General features: G+C 42.9%; 14 protein-coding genes. 11 read left to right on the forward strand and 3 right to left on the reverse strand.

Annotated elements, in window-relative coordinates; all coding sequences use genetic code 11:
* Positions 1–49 precede the first annotated feature (49 nt).
* Together ACSAJE_RS11485 and ACSAJE_RS11490 are read right to left on the reverse strand one after the other, a co-directional pair.
* Positions 50–760, reverse strand: a complete 711-nt coding sequence (locus ACSAJE_RS11485; protein WP_458009149.1) for a LytR/AlgR family response regulator transcription factor — start codon at positions 758–760, stop codon at positions 50–52.
* A gap of 22 nt (positions 761–782) precedes the next feature.
* A complete protein-coding gene (locus ACSAJE_RS11490) occupies positions 783–2051 on the reverse strand; it encodes a sensor histidine kinase (RefSeq protein ID WP_118691001.1) in 1269 nt (422 codons plus the stop codon).
* A gap of 213 nt (positions 2052–2264) precedes the next feature.
* Here ACSAJE_RS11490 and feoB point away from each other — a divergent pair, with 213 nt between their 5' ends.
* The 3 genes from feoB (at position 2265) to ACSAJE_RS11505 (ending at position 6444) form a co-directional block, all read left to right on the forward strand.
* Positions 2265–4601, forward strand: a complete 2337-nt coding sequence (gene feoB / locus ACSAJE_RS11495) for a ferrous iron transport protein B (RefSeq protein WP_118691000.1) — start codon at positions 2265–2267, stop codon at positions 4599–4601.
* A 65-nt stretch (positions 4602–4666) separates the two neighbouring features.
* Positions 4667–6157: an alpha-N-arabinofuranosidase gene (locus ACSAJE_RS11500; protein ID WP_458009150.1), complete on the forward strand. Its 1491-nt coding sequence runs from the start codon at positions 4667–4669 to the stop codon at positions 6155–6157.
* A 20-nt stretch (positions 6158–6177) separates the two neighbouring features.
* Positions 6178–6444, forward strand: coding sequence for a DUF6171 family protein (locus ACSAJE_RS11505; RefSeq protein WP_147354477.1), 267 nt, complete (start codon positions 6178–6180; stop codon positions 6442–6444).
* Between the two features lie 165 nt (positions 6445–6609).
* Here the strand turns inward: ACSAJE_RS11505 and ACSAJE_RS11510 are convergent, their stop codons facing one another.
* A complete protein-coding gene (locus ACSAJE_RS11510; protein WP_118690998.1) occupies positions 6610–7872 on the reverse strand; it encodes an AGE family epimerase/isomerase in 1263 nt (420 codons plus the stop codon).
* 82 nt (positions 7873–7954) lie between these two features.
* Between ACSAJE_RS11510 and ACSAJE_RS11515 the strand changes: the two genes are divergently transcribed.
* The 8 genes from ACSAJE_RS11515 (at position 7955) to ACSAJE_RS11550 (ending at position 17282) form a co-directional block, all read left to right on the forward strand.
* Positions 7955–8437: an N-acetyltransferase family protein gene (locus ACSAJE_RS11515; protein ID WP_458009151.1), complete on the forward strand. Its 483-nt coding sequence runs from the start codon at positions 7955–7957 to the stop codon at positions 8435–8437.
* A 211-nt stretch (positions 8438–8648) separates the two neighbouring features.
* A complete protein-coding gene (locus tag ACSAJE_RS11520) occupies positions 8649–9419 on the forward strand; it encodes an ABC transporter ATP-binding protein (protein ID WP_118690996.1) in 771 nt (256 codons plus the stop codon).
* Between the two features lie 2 nt (positions 9420–9421).
* Positions 9422–11098: an ABC transporter permease subunit gene (locus tag ACSAJE_RS11525; protein WP_458009152.1), complete on the forward strand. Its 1677-nt coding sequence runs from the start codon at positions 9422–9424 to the stop codon at positions 11096–11098.
* Positions 11080–12087, forward strand: coding sequence for an extracellular solute-binding protein (locus tag ACSAJE_RS11530; RefSeq protein ID WP_118690995.1), 1008 nt, complete (start codon positions 11080–11082; stop codon positions 12085–12087). The genes ACSAJE_RS11525 and ACSAJE_RS11530 overlap by 19 nt, the downstream gene beginning before the upstream one ends.
* A gap of 23 nt (positions 12088–12110) precedes the next feature.
* Positions 12111–13223 (forward strand): 2-aminoethylphosphonate--pyruvate transaminase, encoded by a 1113-nt coding sequence (locus tag ACSAJE_RS11535; RefSeq protein WP_147354476.1) that lies wholly within the window; start codon positions 12111–12113, stop codon positions 13221–13223.
* Positions 13224–13268: 45 nt separating this feature from the next.
* The gene (gene phnX, locus ACSAJE_RS11540) at positions 13269–14054 is read left to right on the forward strand and encodes a phosphonoacetaldehyde hydrolase (RefSeq protein ID WP_147354475.1); all 786 of its coding nucleotides are present in this window, start codon (positions 13269–13271) and stop codon (positions 14052–14054) included.
* A 245-nt stretch (positions 14055–14299) separates the two neighbouring features.
* Complete coding sequence (locus ACSAJE_RS11545) at positions 14300–15118, forward strand: substrate-binding periplasmic protein (RefSeq protein WP_118690994.1); 819 nt, start codon at positions 14300–14302, stop codon at positions 15116–15118.
* Positions 15108–17282, forward strand: a complete 2175-nt coding sequence (locus ACSAJE_RS11550) for a hybrid sensor histidine kinase/response regulator (protein ID WP_458009153.1) — start codon at positions 15108–15110, stop codon at positions 17280–17282. The genes ACSAJE_RS11545 and ACSAJE_RS11550 overlap by 11 nt, the downstream gene beginning before the upstream one ends.
* Positions 17283–17345 lie beyond the last annotated feature (63 nt).

Raw genomic sequence — 17345 nt, forward strand, 5'->3', positions numbered from 1 at the left:
TCAATATCGTAATTATCTATTTTAACACCATAATTGGGAAATGCAACTGCTATTTTTGAAACATATATCGGAAATAAACTTCCTTGAAGGCAGCATAGTTATTTCGCGAAATTGGGATGACCATGCCGTTTTGAAGAGTTACTTCGGTTTTAGTAAATTGTTCTACTAACATTAGATTTACGATATAGCTGCGATGACACTTGATAAATCCCCGATCCATATGGAATATCTCTTCGCACTTATAAAATGGTTCACGGATTGTGATCTGCGTCCCGTTTGAAAAGGTTACAAGTACCAGTTTGTTTTGCGCTTCCAGACAGGCAACCTCTTCGATCGTCATTTTGTAAAAACCGGTCACGGTCTGTGCCGTAAAGGTTTCTTTGGTCTTGCAATATTGTTTCCGGTATTCGTCCATGACAGCAAATAATCGTATTTCGTCAATGGGTTTCAGCAGATAATGAAAGGCTTTGACCTCGTAGGATTCAACTGCAAATTCACGGGAGGAAGTTAGAAAAATAATGGGAACATCCTGTCCGTTTGCGCGCAATTCAGCAGCAGTGTCTATGCCGTTCAAAAGAGGCATAATGACGTCTAACAGGATCAAATCCATACATTCATCTGTATGTGCAGCGATCAGATCGTCGCCATTATCATACGTGAAGATCTGCATTTCAATACCATGTTCACCAGCCCATTTCTGTAATAAACTGGAAGTTGTTTCTATATAAATTGGTTCATCATCACAAATTGCTATTTTCATAATGTCCTCTTTCTTTCATTCGTTAAATGATAATTTGAAGGGTAAAGTAGTTGCCGGATACAGAAAAGTGGCACTGTCCACCGAGCTTTTCAACATAATATATAATACTTCGCACGCCTATACCGTGACCGGGTGTCTCAGAGATTGGAATACCGTCTATGAATTTCGGCGGTTTTTCAATCGTATTTTTGACTTGGATCAAGAGATGTGCGTTTTTTTCAGAGATTGTTAAGGTGATCATACGATTCGGAATAGTCATGTTCTGCAGAGCATGCAATGCATTTTCCAGTGCATTGGACAGAATGGTGCTAACATCCGTTTCGGATTCCGGCAATGGTGGCATCCTGCCAATATTGCATTGAAAGATAACGCCGATATTTTCAAATCGTGTATGGTAGATAGAGATTACGGAATTGATCATCTCATCTTTGCAGTAATTTGTAATGACGGTATCATCATAGCTGTCGTATAGTTGTTTGATGTAATCCATCGCATGATCCGGACTGTTGTTTTGAAGCTGTGTCAAGATGATCGTTAGATGATGCCGCATATCATGCCGCAAAATAGCAATTTTTTGTTCGCTAAGTTTGACCTGTTCAATTTCCTTTTGAATAGAAAGAAGCTGCATTTTAGTCAGATCGCTGTATTGGCGGATCTGCTGTTTGCGTTCGTATTCCTTGAAATATATGAGCAGAAATGTAAGATAGGCCAGACAGGAAGCGAAGCCCATAAACTCGACCACAGCTTTGTTGCCGGAGTATAACAGATTGGAAAATTTTGTACACATATAGTCAAAAATATAATAGACAAAAGGGAGAAAGCCAATAACCCAAAGCTCTCGTCTATCCTTCGCAAAAATCATTTCTGTCGTGTGACACACATAGCGGCATAGGAAGAAATACGTACCGAGGGTTGCGATGATGCGAAAGCAGTAATAACACCATTGTTCACCGGAGAGAGAAAGTGCAAACATTCCGATCCACGTACTGACCTGACAGCAAAGGTAGGCAGAGACGATGGAAACACAGGACGAAAGAAATGTGTAATGGTAGTAGAATGTCAAAAACAGAGCGAGCGGAAGATGTATGAACAGAGGGTAGATCTGCATGGTAGCAGTTTCACCGATCAGAGTGAGTGACAGCAGATAGACGGTACCCTCTGCCAGAGAATACAATAGCAGCTTGATCGTATTAGACTTATTTTGGCGCACGCCTAAAAAAAAGGCAGATATAAAAATGCCAAACAGCAGAGTGGTAGTATTGTGAATTGCTGCCAGTACATGCAGTAACATAGAGCGCTCCCTCCTAATATATTTTGTGTATCAGCTTGAGCGAAAGAAATGGGATCCATTACTTTCGCAGATGCGCAGATCATTACCAAAAGAATAGCAATAAATGTCAGGAAAGTCAAAAAAAACGGTAAAAGGAGTTGACATTGAAAATATATTGATATACCGTAATTTAATGAGAAAAATTCTCAACAAGAATTATACTTGGAGGATAGTATGACCTTAAAAGAACTGGAGATAGGAAAGAGTGCTGTTGTGACGCAAGTAGGTGGCGAAGGCGCGCTTAGACAGCATTTTTTGGATATGGGAATGATTCCCGGAGCAGAGGTGACGGTTGTCAAGTTTGCACCAATGGGAGATCCGATGGAGTTACAAATACACGGGTACGAATTGACGCTTCGCCTAGCAGAAGCAGAACAGATTGAGATAAAACCGATTGACAAGCGCAGTAATAGTCATGCCGGTAGTGAAAGAATACAGCCATCTGTACATCCGGGGCTTGGTGAAGAGGGAAAGTTTCATTCCAAAGAGGACGAACATCCTCTGCCGGAAGGAACCACTTTAACATACGCCCTGGTCGGCAATCAAAATTGTGGTAAAACGACATTGTTTAATCAGTTGACGGGTGCGAATCAACATGTTGGCAATTTCCCCGGGGTTACAGTGGATCGCAAAGATGGTGCTATTAAGGGATATTCAGATACAAATGTGACGGATCTGCCGGGAATTTATTCGATGTCGCCATATAGCAGCGAAGAAATCGTTTCGCGTAACTTTGTGCTGCAAGATCATCCAACAGCAATTATCAATATTGTCGATGCAACCAATATTGAACGTAATTTATATCTGACAATGCAGCTTTTGGAGATGGATATTCCGATGGTAGTCGCATTGAATATGATGGATGAAGTAACCAGTAACCATGGTGCGATCAATGTCAATTTGATGGAGGAATTGCTAGGGGTACCTGTCATTCCGATTTCTGCAGCCAAAAACGAGGGCGTAGAGGAACTCGTGAAACATGCACTTCATATCGCGAAGTATCAGGAACGGCCGATGCGACAGGATTTCTGTGACAAAAAAGATCACGATGGTTCCGTACATCGGTGTATTCATGCGGTGATCCATCTGATTGAAGATCACGCTGAAAAGGCAGATATCCCGGTGCGATTTGCTGCAACGAAAGCAATTGAAGGAGATCTGCTGATCCTAAAGCAGTTAAAACTTGATGAAAACGAAAAGGAAATGTTGGAGCATATTGTGTGCCAGATGGAGACAGAGCGAGGTGTAGACCGCAGTGCTGCAATTGCAGATATGCGCTTTGATTTCATTGAACGTTTATGTGAACAAGCAGTGGTAAAACCAAAAGAGAGTAAAGAGCGAATTCGCAGTGAGAAGATAGACCGGATCTTTACCGGAAAATATACAGCGATTCCGTGTTTTATTGCGATCATGGCTGCAGTATTTTATCTGACGTTTAACGTGATCGGTGCATGGCTGCAAAATATATTGCAATTAGGTATTGATGCAATCGCAGATATGGTGGGAAAAGGATTAAAAGCAGCTCAGCTGAATGATGCGTTATACAGTTTGATCATGGATGGAATATTTACCGGTGTGGGGAGTGTGCTAAGCTTTTTGCCGATCATTGTCACCTTGTTTTTCTTTTTGTCATTAATGGAGGACAGTGGGTATATTGCCCGTGTGGCTTTTGTAATGGATAAGCTGCTTCGCAAGATCGGTCTTTCCGGCAAAAGCATTGTTCCATTGTTGATCGGGTTTGGTTGTACAGTGCCGGCTGTCATGGCAACACGTACGCTGACTAGTGAAAGAGATCGTAAAATGACGATCTTGTTGACGCCGTTTATGAGTTGTACGGCCAAATTACCGATATATGCGTTTTTTGTCAGCGTGTTCTTCCCGGGGCGCGGCGGCCTGATCATGACGGGGCTTTATCTGTTTGGCATTGTTATGGGAATCTTGGTAGCCTTCCTATACCGAGCAACATTATTTGAGGGAGAACCGGTTCCTTTCGTGATGGAATTGCCTAATTATCGTTTGCCTGGTGTACGAAATGTGGGACAGCTGCTGTGGGAAAAGGCAAAAGATTTTCTGCAGAAAGCATTTTCAGTTATACTGGTCGCAACGGTAGTAGTTTGGTTTTTGCAGAGTTTCAATCTGCGTTTGAATATGGTGTCCGATTCTTCGGACAGTATGCTTGCAATGATCGCGCAGATATTTGTGCCTGTATTAACACCGCTGGGACTTGGTGATTGGAGAATTGCTACCGCATTGATCAGTGGAGTTATGGCAAAAGAAAGTGTTGTTTCCACGTTAGAAGTTTTATTCAGCGGATCAATCAGTACAGTGCTTTCACCATTGACGGCCGGTTCACTGCTCGTATTTAGTCTGCTGTATACTCCGTGTATCGCAGCGATCGCATCTGTAAAACGTGAGTTGGGCGGTAAATGGGCTGTCAGCATGGTGATCTGGCAATGTATCGTTGCATGGGTTGCGGCCTTTGCGGTATATTTGATCGGTGGACTATTTTGAGGTTGAAATTAGTTGCCAACTTATAGTGTATTGGGAGAAAATAGTAAAAAGGGGGAAATTTATTTATGAAAAAGTCAGTGTTAAGTATAACACCAAGTGTTCACAAGAGCACGATCGCACCGGAGATTTATGGACAGTTTTCGGAGCATTTAGGACGCTGCATTTATGACGGCGTTTATGTTGGAGAGGACTCGGATATTCCGAATACCAACGGCATGCGCAATGATGTTGTGGAGGCTCTGCGTGAGATTAAGCTTCCTGTACTGCGCTGGCCGGGTGGATGCTATGCGGATGAATATCATTGGAAAGATGGCATTGGTCCGAAGGAGTCCAGACGGAAGATGGTCAATACAAACTGGGGCGGTACAGTAGAGGACAATAGCTTTGGTACGCACGAATTTATGGAACTTTGCGAACAGATCGGCTGTGAACCATACATTGCTGTTAATATGGGAAGTGGTACGGTGCAGGAGGCAGCAGAATGGGTAGAATATATGACGGCAGAGTCAGGATCAACTTTTGCAGAGTTACGTGCAGCGAACGGTCATGCAGAGCCTTGGAAAGTAAAATACTTGGGTATCGGCAATGAAAGTTGGGGCTGCGGTGGCAGCATGGACGCGGACTTTTATGCCAATGAATATAAGCGGTATCAGCAGTTTTGCAAAGAATATTCCGGCAATAAATTATATAAAGTAGCTTGTGGACCAAGTGGGGATGATTATGCATGGACGAGAGAGCTGATGAGTCGTATTAACCATCAGCACGCCAAAGGGATTAGTCTGCATTATTATACCGTGCCGGGCGACTGGGAACACAAAGGAAGTGCTACGGATTTTACTGAGCAGGAATATTACACAACGATCGCGAAAACGTTAGGGATCGAGGAGGTCATTGATGGTCATTTGAAGATTATGGATGAGCTTGATCCAGAGCATAATATTGATCTTATTATAGATGAGTGGGGAACTTGGTATGATGTGGAGCCGGGAACGAATCCGGGATTTTTGTACCAGCAAAATACGATGCGTGATGCGATCGTAGCCGCTTTGAATTTAAATATCTTTAACAAACATAGCGACATGATCTCAATGGCAAATATCGCACAGGTTGTCAATGTATTGCAGGCGATGGTGTTGACAGAGGGGGATCAGATCGTTAAGACGCCAACTTATGATGTGTTTGCTATGTATAAAGAACATCAGGGTGCCAGTCTTGTGCAAAGTGCGGTTGATACGTTGCCGGTAGATCATGATGGAAAAGTGATACCATCACTTTCGGAGTCGGTGTCTGTGAGTGATGATGGAAATATGACGATTACGCTTGCGAATACTTCGCTGAAGGAAGAAATACAGGTGATCTGCCGTTTGGAAGATAAGAGCCAATTTAACGGACAAGCAGAGATTGCTGTGCTTCAGGATGAGGTGCATGCGCACAATACTTTTGAACAGCCGGATCAGGTGAAGGTGCAGTATCGTACAGAACATTGGAACGGCAGCGAGCAGACAGTTACTTTGTTACCGTGCAGTGTATGTCGGATTCATTGTCCGATTGTCTGAGAAGGGAATGTAGATTTAATATGTCTGGATCAAATATGCGGATCCCCTGTGTACGCTGTCTGCTACGGGAAATGGATGAGCAGACGGCACTACAGCAGGTGTTGGACTTTCAAAGGAGTGTCCCTAAAATGGAACAGGCTGATCCGTCGCAATATGAAACACGCCTTGCGGTATGCAAGGCGTGTAAATGGCTTAATAAAGGTACTTGCCGAAAATGTGGTGCTTATGTGGAAGCGAGAGCCTTTCGGTCAGATGCACATTGCCCGCTGGGGACAAACATGTGGTGATTGTCAAACTCGGTCATTATATCACATATCAATTAGCCTTTTTATCAAACTCGCAAATCCGCTCTTTCAGAGCTTATTCGCTTGTTTCACAAGCTTATTTGCTCGTTAATGAGCCCAGAAAAACAAATGTCTGCTTCGCAGCCGCTTGTTTTTCTCTGAGGCTCATTATATCATAGGATGAGCTACTGCTGCTGCAATCGAGGTGTCTACAGGATAGTACGGGATCAGCGTTGCCTGCACGGCATGGTACAGATCTGATTTGCCCGGCCACACGGTTGTCAGAACATTTCCGGCAGCATCGAGCTGGTGATACCAAGAGCCGTGGACATGATCCAATACCTGTTCATCCAAATAACGGAGAAACATTGCATAGTCATCGGCATACTGCTGTTTGTGAGTGACATGCCAAAGTACCGCAGAAGTATTGATTGCTTCTGCAAGAGTCCAGTGCATGCGGTCATGAACGACAGGGTTTCCCTGCCAGTCTGTAGTATAGACGATACCCGGTGCACCGTCTGCGTTCCATGCATCTTTGATCGCCCTCTGATAGAGAGATTCGGCAGCAGTCACATATTTTTCAATCGGAGTAGTATCTTCCGCTGTATTTTTCATCGAATATGCCCATTGCGTGATCAATCTTGCCCATTCGATACCATGACCCGGTGTTGCACCATAGGGTTTGAACGGATCGTCCGGATGATCCTTGTTACAGTCCAGATCCGGTGTCCAGTCTTTTCGAAAATGTTCCGGGATACGCCATTCATTATGGTTAGCCCATGTAAGAACATGATCAATAATACGTCCAGCCCGCCGGCGGTAGGTTTCATTGCCTGTTGCATCCGCAACTGCTAAAAACGCTTCCACCGTATGCATATTTGCATTAAGCCCACGGTAATCATCTAATATCGTAAATTCTGTATTCCAAGTATCGCAGGAGAGTCCCTCTGTTTCATTCCAAAAATATTTATCGTAAATTGCTAAAGCATCCTCTAGCAATGACTGCGCTGCAGGTCTTTTCGCTAAAACGCCGGAACAGGCTGCCAAGATGACAAAAGCATGCGCATAGCATTGTTTGGCTGGCAAAGGAGTGCAGTCCGCTTGTAATCCGGCATACCAGCCACCGTTGGAGCGATCATGCAGTTCTCCACACAATCCTTGCAAAGCGGCATCGGCAAGCAAACCATAATCCGATGCAGGTTCTAATAAAGAAGCGATGCTGTAGACATGTGCCATGCGGCTCGTGATCCAAGTTTCACGCGGACGGTCTTTCAGCGGCGTGCCATCATCGCCGAGGTAATAGGAACCACCGCCCGGTGAGGGAAACTGTCTGCCAAAGGAAAATAACGTGTCGCGTATTTCGGACAGAAATTGGCGGTTTTCCGGTGTGTCTATGGTGTATTTTAAGGAGGTAGTGTTGGTCGTTATCATGAGAAACTTCCTTTCTATATAAATTAATGATATTATATATACTTTACAGGCAGAATAACACTTTGTAAAGGAGCGAAAGAAAATGGCATTATATCAAGCAACTATCGACGATAAACCATATATTATGGCACTATATACAGAAGCCATCGGAAGCGAAGGCTGCACTTGGAACGAAGATTATCCAAGCGAGGAGACTATGGACAGCGATCTTGCCCGTGGAGATGCATACGTTTGGAAAGACGAAGAGGGAGATCTTTTGGGCGCAATCTCTATCGACGAAGATCATGTCGTGGAAGAGCTGCCCTGCTGGTCTGCACAACTGCAGCCTGCTGCAGAATTTGCCAGACTGGTCGTGCGTGAGGATGCCAGAGGACAGGCGATTGCCAGAAAAATGATTTTGGCAATGATGCAGGTTGCCGCAAAGCGTGGGTGCAAAAGCGTGCACTATCTTGTCAGTCCAGGCAATCAGCGAGCGGTACACTCTTATGCACATCTGCATTTTACACTGTGCGGGGAAGCAGATCTCTTCGGAGAACATTGGCTCTGTTATGAAAAACAACTATAGCCAAGCTAACCTAACGGCTGCAAAATAGCTATTATTTAAGTGACATAATAAGCAATATGTGACCAGACAGTAGCTTCGGATGCGCAAAGTTTGGAGCAGATACTTTTTACGGTTTTTTTACTTTGGGGCGATAGTGAATTTTACATAGACTTTCTATAATGGTCAGCAGATAAAACGTATATTGCATGACAGTATAGAAAGGAATGAGCCCATGTTAAAGTTAGAACATATTAGTAAGTCATTTGATGGTGTGACTGTATTGAATGACATTTCCCTTGAGGTGCAGGACGGAGAGATTGTTTCGATTTTAGGACCGTCCGGCTGCGGTAAGACGACCCTTTTGAATCTGATTTTAGGGATTACGGATGCGGATAAGGGAATGATTTATTATCAGGAAGAAGATATCACAAAGCTTCCTATGGAAAAAAGAGATTTCAATATTGTATTTCAGGATTATGCATTATTTCCCAATTTAAATGTATATCAGAATATTGTATATGGACTGCGTAACAAGCCTGGGTTGTCGACAGCAAAAGAGGTGGATGCCTTGATTGATCTGTTGGAACTGCGTGCACATCTGGATAAAAAAATAGAGCAGTTGTCCGGTGGGCAGAAACAGCGCGTTGCGTTAGCGAGAACGATGGTGATGAAACCAAAGATCTTATTGTTGGATGAGCCGCTTTCGGCGTTGGATGGTGTGATTAAGGAGTCGATCAAAGACAAGATTAAGACGATTTCCCGACAGTTTCACCTAACAACGATCATCGTAACACACGATCCGGAAGAGGCGTTGACGCTTTCAGATCGGGTTCTTATTATCGAACACGGCAAAATATCACAGTATGATACGCCGGCACAAATTGTGCACAGCCCGCAAAATGATTTTGTCCGCAAATTTATCTTAAATCAGCTTGTGATTAAACGAGATAACATCTTGACGCTGTTTGGCGCTGCACCATTAACAGCAGGGAAAGCGGTGTAACAGTGAAAAAGAATGCAATTGGAATTAAATTGATATTTGGAGTGATCAGTCTGTTTTTTATGATATTTTTAGCAATGCCGATCGTCAGACTGTTACTTCGTTCGTTTATGGATACAAATGGAGCATATACCTTGTCTGTTTATCAAAGTGTATTTGCAGGGCGTAAATTTGGACAGGCATTGCGCAACAGTTTTGAGATTGCTGCATTGTCTGCCGCAGCAGCAACGCTGATCGCCTTTGTGTTAGCTTATACCTGTTATTATACTAACTTACCGGCAAAGGGTAAAAGCATTATTCGCATAGCAGCAATGTTTCCGATGTTTATGCCGACGATTACGTATGGATTCGCCATTATTTATTCCTTTGGTAATAATGGATTGCTGACAAAATGTTTCCATCACAAATTGCCATTTGATCTTTACGGTATTTGGGGATTATTGATCGGTTATAGTGTTTACACGATACCGGTTGCCTTTTTGCTGATTAGTAACACGATGCAGTATATCGACAAGAAGGCGATGGTTGTATCCAAAGTAATGGGAGATAAATCCTATGCTACTTTTTGGATTGCCATAATCAGACCGCTTTTAGGGACACTATGTGGTGCATTCATTCAGGCGTTTTTCCTGAGTTTTACCGATTTTGGCATTCCGGCATCCGTTGGAGGACGCTTTGAAGTGGTAGCAAGTGTGCTTTATCGCCAAATGCTGGGAGGTATTCCTAATTTTGGCAAAGGTGCAGCGGTAGCGATGATTATGCTGCTTCCATCCATTGTTAGTATTTGCTTATTACAATTTCTAGAAAAATATAATATCCGCTACAAAAAGATCAGCGGTGCAGAACTGACCCAAAATCGTCTCAGAGATGTTATATGGTCTGGACTATCTGTCCTGTTTTTGGTGCTGATGCTTTCGATTTTTGCAGTGATCTTTGTGGCTCCATTAGTGACAGACTGGCCGAATAAAGTAAGCTTTTCAATGGAGCATGTCATCGCAGTGTTTACCGATGACAGTCTGCTGCAGATTTATATCAACACATTGGAAATGGCAGTGCTTACTGCAATCATTGGAACATTCACAGCGTATGGTGCTGCACTTGTTACCGCAAGAAGTCATATGCCGAAGTGGTGCAAAGGGATTATCGAGGGCATCGCATTGGTGACAAACACGATTCCGGGTATGGTGCTTGGTGTAGCATATATGTTTGTGTTTTCCGGAACGAGTTTGCAAAACACCATGTGGATATTGCTAATCTGTAACGTGATCCATTATTTTTCATCGCCGTATCTGATGATGAAAAATTCGTTATCCAAATTAAATGAAAGCTGGGAAACGACAGCAGGACTGATGGGAGATAGCTGGATCAAGACGATCGTGCGTATTGTGACGCCAAATGTGAGGGAAAGTCTGTGGAGTGTATTTGACTATTATTTCACAAACGCCTGTGTGACAGTGAGCGCCATTATTTTCCTGGTAGGATCGAGAACGATGGTCTTAACGACGAAGATCAAGCAGCTGCAGTATATTAATAAGTTTAACGAAGTATTTGTATTATCTTTGTTGATCTTTTTTACTAATCTGATAGCAAAAGCACTCTTTGCGGTGCTTGCTAAATATAAATTATCAAAACGTGCGAAAGGGATGCACAAGAAGGAGGAACTATGTTTCGCAGAAAATTAATGGGAATGATGATGGCAGTGACATTGGCCGCAACAGCGGTTACAGGATGTGGGAATGCAACAGGGGGATCTTCGGGAAAAGCGTCGGATACGAAAATTGTTATTTATTCGAATGCAGATGATGAAGCAATTACAGCGATGAAAAATGCGTTGGATAACAATGGATACAAAGATAAATATACCTTTAATGGATTTGGTACATCGGAGCTTGGTGGCAAATTGCTTGCAGAGGGCAAAAACATTGAGGCTGATATGGTAACAATGAGTACCTTTTATCTGGACAGTGCGCAACAGCAAAATAAGATGTTCCAAAAGTTGGACTTTCCGATAAAGACATTGGATAAGTTTGGAGATTACGCAGCACCGATCACTTCTCAGGAAGGTGCGATCATCATGAATACAGATCTGATGAAAAAGTATAATCTTTCCACACCGACCTGCCTAAAAGATCTGACCAAAAAGGAGTACAAAGGTTATCTGGCAATTACAGATGTTAAGTCTTCATCGACTGCTTGGCTGCTTATGCAGGCGTTGATTTCTGCCTATGGCGAGAAGGAGGCTCAGAATGTATTAAAACAGATTTATGTCAATGCAGGCGACCATATTGAGGATTCCGGTTCTGCACCATTAAAACTGTGTCGTGCAGGTGAAGTCGCGATTGGATTTGGACTTAGACATCAGGCAGTTGCAGATAAGGCGAATGGCCAGCCAATTGATTATGTAGATCCGACGGAAGGTAATTTTTCTCTGACAGAGTCTGTTGCAGTGATCGACAAGGGCAAAGATACCAATCCACAGGCACAGAAGATGGCACAGTGCATTATTGAACATGGACGTGAGGAATTGCAGAAATCCTATCCAAATCCATTGTATGAGGGTGAGTCTGCAGATGCAGCGAATAAGTCAACCTATCCAAAGACTTTTTCTGAGCCATTGACCTTTGAATTATATGAGAAACATCAGCAGTTGTCTGACGAAGTTATGCCATAATAAACGATGCGGAGGAAAATAAAATGCAATATAAATTATTAACACCGGGGCCTCTTACGACAACGGACACGGTAAAGCGAGAAATGATGATCGATCATTGTACTTGGGATGATGATTACAAGTCCGTCACACAGAAGATCCGTGCAGGACTGCTAAAGCTGGCACACGTTTCTGAAGAAGAGTATACGAGTGTTTTGATGCAGGGCAGTGGAACCTTTGGTGTGGAGGCAGCGATCACGACGTTAGTGGGAGAGGACGATTACTTATTGATCCTCGCCAATGGCGCATATGGAGAGCGCATGGCAGATATTGCGCATCATGCGGGCATTTCTTATCATATGCGTTCTTGGGCAATTGATGAACAGCCGGATGCGCAGACGGTGAAAGCGATTTTGCAGGAAAATAAATCGATCACACATGTTGCAATGGTTCACAGTGAGACTACGAGCGGTATTCTGAATGATGTACAGTCGATCGGCCGAGTTGTGAAAGAAGCGGGTGCAACTTTTATTGTTGACGCAATGAGCAGCTTTGCCGGAGTGGATATCCCAGTTAGAGAATGGGGGATTGATTGCATTATCAGCAGTGCCAATAAATGCATTCAGGGTGTACCGGGTTTTGCGTATGTGATCGTTCGTAAAGATCTGTTAGCCGCCTGTGAAGGCAATGCACGTTCGTTGTCGTTGGATCTGTACGATCAGTGGAAAACCATGAACGTAGATGGTAAATGGAGATTTACATCGCCGACACATGTTGTTCTGGCGTTTGCTAAAGCAATGGAAGAACTGGAGACAGAAGGTGGTATTGCTGCACGACATGAGCGGTATGCAGCCAATGAGAAGCTGCTTCGCAAGAAATTGTCAGCACTTGGATTTATCCCGTTTTTGGAACAGGATGTGCAGGGACCGATTATCACTACATTTTATTATCCGGCTGGATGTAATTTTTCGTTTCATGAAATGTATGACTATATCAAAGAGCGTGGATATATTTTATACCCGGGCAAAACAACGAAAGCGGAAACGTTCCGCGTAGGAAATATTGGAGAAATTTATCGGGAAGATATAGATAAGCTGGCAGATCTATTGTCTGATTTTTTGGACAGCAAACACAATCTGCAGGCAAAGGGAGCATAGCAATATGCAGTAAATATTGGAACAAGGATGGAGGAGTAAAGACGTATGGATATTAAAATGATAGTAATGGACTGGGCGGGAACGACGGTAGATTATGGTTGTTTTGCACCTGTCCATGCATTTGCAAAGGCATTTGAAGAAGTAGGTATCACACCGACGATGCAGGAGATCAGAGAGCCGATGGGACTACTCAAAATGGATCATATTCGTGCAATGCTGTCCATGAAACGTATACAAAAAGCCTGGATCGCAAAATATCAACAGGCACCGACAGCAGACGATGTGGAAAAGATCTACGATATCTTTGAAAAACAATTGTTGTCCGGTCTGGTAGAATATACGGACCCCAAATATGGATGTTTGGAGTGTGTGAAATGGCTTCGGGAACAGGATATCCGCATTGGATCGACTACGGGATATACACATGCCATGATGGATATTGTCAGCGAGGAGGCATCCAAGAAAGGATATGAGCCGGATGCACTTGTGACACCGGAAGATGTTGGCGGCAAAGGAAGACCAGCTCCATATATGATCTTTCGCAATATGCAGTTACTTGGCATCGAAGATGTCAGACAGGTGATCAAGGTTGGAGATACAGCATCGGATATGAAAGAAGGCAAAAATGCTGGAGTGTTTACGATAGGAGTGTTAGAGGGAAGCTCTGCACTGGGACTTAGTGAGAAAGAATTTGCCTCACTTTCTGCGGAGGAGAAAGCAGAACAGATGCAGTGTGCACAGGAGACACTTACGCGTGCAGGGGCAGATTTGGTAATCCGTGATTTAAGTGAACTTCCGGAGGTTATTGAGAGAGGCGTATTAGTCGTTTGACATTTTAAGCTGATGATAAAAAGACTGTCGAAATGTTATATTTTTTGGTTTTGACAATAACGAGAGGAATTGTCAAAAATGCAGATGGCACCATAGTATTTTGCCACTGTTATGCGCAAGAAAGTACGACATAATTCGACAGTCTATTTACTTTCTAAATTTAATTCTATATAATGATGAAAGCGAATCAAGGAATAAGATTATTCGTAATTATAATTCTGTTAAAAGCACGAAAGGAAACAGACATGTGCATAAAAAAATGGATAGCGGTGCTGAGCGCACTGTGCGTTGCAGTCAGTTTGATAGCCGGCTGCGCACATCTTACGAAAGAATCCCGAAATAAACAAGACAATAGACCGACGATCATTGTAGGAAGTGATATATTCCCACCCTATAACTATACGGACGAGCATGGTAATCCGGCGGGAATTGATGTGAAGATTGCCGAAGAAGCATTTGGACAGCTCGGTTACAGGACGGTGTTTCGACAGATTGACTGGGAAAAAAAAGATGAGCTGGTCGAGTCAGGGAAGATAGACTGTATCTGGGGTTGCTTTTCGATGGAAGGAAGGACGCAGGATTACCAATGGGCAGGACCTTATATGGTCAGTCATCAGGTAGTGGCGGTGGATGCGAAGAGTTCTATCTATCATTTGAGTGATCTAAAGGATAAGATCATCGCCGTACAGTCAACTACCAAACCGGAAATGATCTTTTTGAAACAAGAGGGGAATATCCCTAGAGTAAAAAACGTTTACAGTTTTGAAAATCGAGAGTATATATACACGGCACTGGGAAAAGGATATGTAGATGCAATTGCAGCTCATGAAACGGCGGTGGAACAGTATTTGAAAGATTTCAACGCAGATTACCGCATATTAAAGGAATCTATTTTGACAACGGGTTTGGGGGTTGCTTTTGCGAAAAAAGATCAGCGCGGCATCGCTGCAGCCTTGTCCAAAGAGCTTGACAGTATGCGAAAAGACGGAAGAACAAAAAAGATATTGGAGCAGTATGTAACAAACGCCGACGAATTTCTGGAGGTAGATGTTCTTGAAAAATAATAAGGAATATTGGGGAAAAACAAGAAGACGCACACTGGGATTAATAACGTTGGTTGGATGTATGATCCTGTTTGGCGTATTTGAGTTATCTGCGGAATCGGACTTGAAAGATGCGCAGAAGCGCGTAGAAGATAAAGCAGAATATATTAAAACACAGTATATTACATATCAGAAATACAATGCATCAAATGTCACCAAGAGCCTTGATCGGCTGATTGATAAAACGCAGCAGGTTCGACGTGATGTTGCACGCCATAGTAAGGAGATAGATTATGACTGGCTCAAGAAATATACAGATGAGCAAAGATTGAGTGGAATTACATTAATGTCGCCCTCCGGGGATGTTGTACAGGAATATAAAACAGTTGACATTCCCGATGCAGAAGTGAGAAAGGAAATAAAACGAGAGGTTGTCTTAAATACAGCACAATATGAATTAAAAAACTATGCAGAAAGAATTGAAACGGAAGACGGAACGCTCGTTGATATATCGGCAGTCGGAAGACCTGATCAAAAAGGCGTGATCGTTTGTTATAATGCAACAAAGGCACAGTATGCCAAAAATTATGCTCTGTCCATTCAAAGTTTGTTGGAGGGGTATAATATGCATACCAATGGTACGATCATAATTACGAAAGGGAAAAAGATTATTGCTTCGAATGATAAAAGACATGTTGATCTGAATTCGTTTGACTGCCCTTTTGTTTCAAAACTAAATCGTGCGATAAGAAACCATAAAAAACAATCACAATTGAAGCGTTTTCAAGTAGACCACAACTTCTATTATGGAAATGTGAGCGGTGGGACAGATTATTATATCTATACCTGTCTTCCGTTGTCGAAAGTTTATGTAAACTGTTGGCGCAACGTTTTAGTAGCAGCTATTATTTATATTAGTTTTTCTGCAATCATATTATTTGTGCAGTATCGCGGAGAGCAGGTTCATATGCGTGAACGGCGACAACGTGAACGGGAATACCAACGCGAGCTTGTTATAAAAGCGCAGGAAGCACAGAGTGCTAATGTTGCCAAGACCGAGTTCTTGCAGAGAATGAGTCATGATATCCGAACGCCGATCAACGGTATTCGTGGAATGATCGAGGTTGCTAATTATTACAATGATGACCTGGATAAGCAGGCAGAATGCCGTAAGAAGATATGGGATGCCTCAGGGCTTTTATTGGAACTGGTCGACGAAGTGTTAGATATGGGAAAACTTGAGTCCGGGGAAATTATCATGGAGGAACGCTCATTTAACCTGTCCCGAATGTTGGACAACTTATATCAGGTAGTGGAGCAGCAGGCGGTAGAACGAGGCATAACGATTCAGGTGGCGGATTATGATGTCAAACATTCTTCCTTCGTGGGAAGTCCGCTCCATATTAAGAGAATGTTTATGAATATACTGAGTAATGCTGTGAAGTACAATAAAGACAATGGAAAGATCATATTAAGCTATAAAGAAGAAACTATGGATGAAGATCATGTTGTCTTAACCTTTCGCTGTGAAGATACCGGCATTGGTATGAGCGAAGAATTTCAACAGAAAATCTTTGAACCGTTTGCGCAGGAGTCGGAGACAGCACGGACTTTATATGGCGGTACCGGCTTAGGGCTGCCTATTGTTAAAAATATATTGGATAAGATGAATGGACAGATTTCGTTTACCAGTAAGCAGGGAAAAGGGTCTGTGTTCGAGATAAGGATGCCTCTCTTGGTGACCCATGAGGCTGTTTTGGAGGAAGAGCAGCCTGAGGAAGAAGTATCTGGTGTATTGACAGGCAAAAAAATTCTGGTGGCAGAAGATAATGAACTAAATATGGAAGTGGCCAAATTTATATTGGAATCGGCAGGAGCTACAGTGGTTTTAGTGGAGAATGGAGAGCGCTGTGTTAAAGAATTCAGGGCTTCTGAGGAAGGTGAGTTTGATGCTGTTTTGATGGATATTATGATGCCGATCATGGATGGATTAGAGGCAACGGCGTGCATTCGTGCATTGGAGCGGGAAGATGCCATGACAGTTCCGATCATTGCAATGACCGCCAAGGCGTTTGTAGAAGATCGTCAGAAATCGTTTGCGGCTGGAATGAATGAACATCTTGCAAAGCCATTGGAGGCAAAGGAAATAATAAAAACACTTGTAAAATTTGTTGTGCAAGATTAATATTAAGGAGAAAAAAACTAAGAAAATATAGTATTGGCCGATATACACAAATAATACGTCTGT

This window comes from Jutongia sp. SJQ-6, from assembly GCF_054161275.1.

Bases quoted from the DNA above. Each gene is read 5' to 3' on its own strand.
- ACSAJE_RS11485 (WP_458009149.1), bottom strand. From the start codon at position 760: ATGAAAATAGCAATTTGTGATGATGAACCAATTTATATAGAAACAACT.
- ACSAJE_RS11490 (WP_118691001.1), bottom strand. From the start codon at position 2,051: ATGTTACTGCATGTACTGGCAGCAATTCACAATACTACCACTCTGCTG.
- feoB (WP_118691000.1), top strand. From the start codon at position 2,265: ATGACCTTAAAAGAACTGGAGATAGGAAAGAGTGCTGTTGTGACGCAA.
- ACSAJE_RS11500 (WP_458009150.1), top strand. From the start codon at position 4,667: ATGAAAAAGTCAGTGTTAAGTATAACACCAAGTGTTCACAAGAGCACG.
- ACSAJE_RS11505 (WP_147354477.1), top strand. From the start codon at position 6,178: ATGTCTGGATCAAATATGCGGATCCCCTGTGTACGCTGTCTGCTACGG.
- ACSAJE_RS11510 (WP_118690998.1), bottom strand. From the start codon at position 7,872: ATGATAACGACCAACACTACCTCCTTAAAATACACCATAGACACACCG.
- ACSAJE_RS11515 (WP_458009151.1), top strand. From the start codon at position 7,955: ATGGCATTATATCAAGCAACTATCGACGATAAACCATATATTATGGCA.
- ACSAJE_RS11520 (WP_118690996.1), top strand. From the start codon at position 8,649: ATGTTAAAGTTAGAACATATTAGTAAGTCATTTGATGGTGTGACTGTA.
- ACSAJE_RS11530 (WP_118690995.1), top strand. From the start codon at position 11,080: ATGTTTCGCAGAAAATTAATGGGAATGATGATGGCAGTGACATTGGCC.
- ACSAJE_RS11535 (WP_147354476.1), top strand. From the start codon at position 12,111: ATGCAATATAAATTATTAACACCGGGGCCTCTTACGACAACGGACACG.
- phnX (WP_147354475.1), top strand. From the start codon at position 13,269: ATGGATATTAAAATGATAGTAATGGACTGGGCGGGAACGACGGTAGAT.
- ACSAJE_RS11545 (WP_118690994.1), top strand. From the start codon at position 14,300: ATGTGCATAAAAAAATGGATAGCGGTGCTGAGCGCACTGTGCGTTGCA.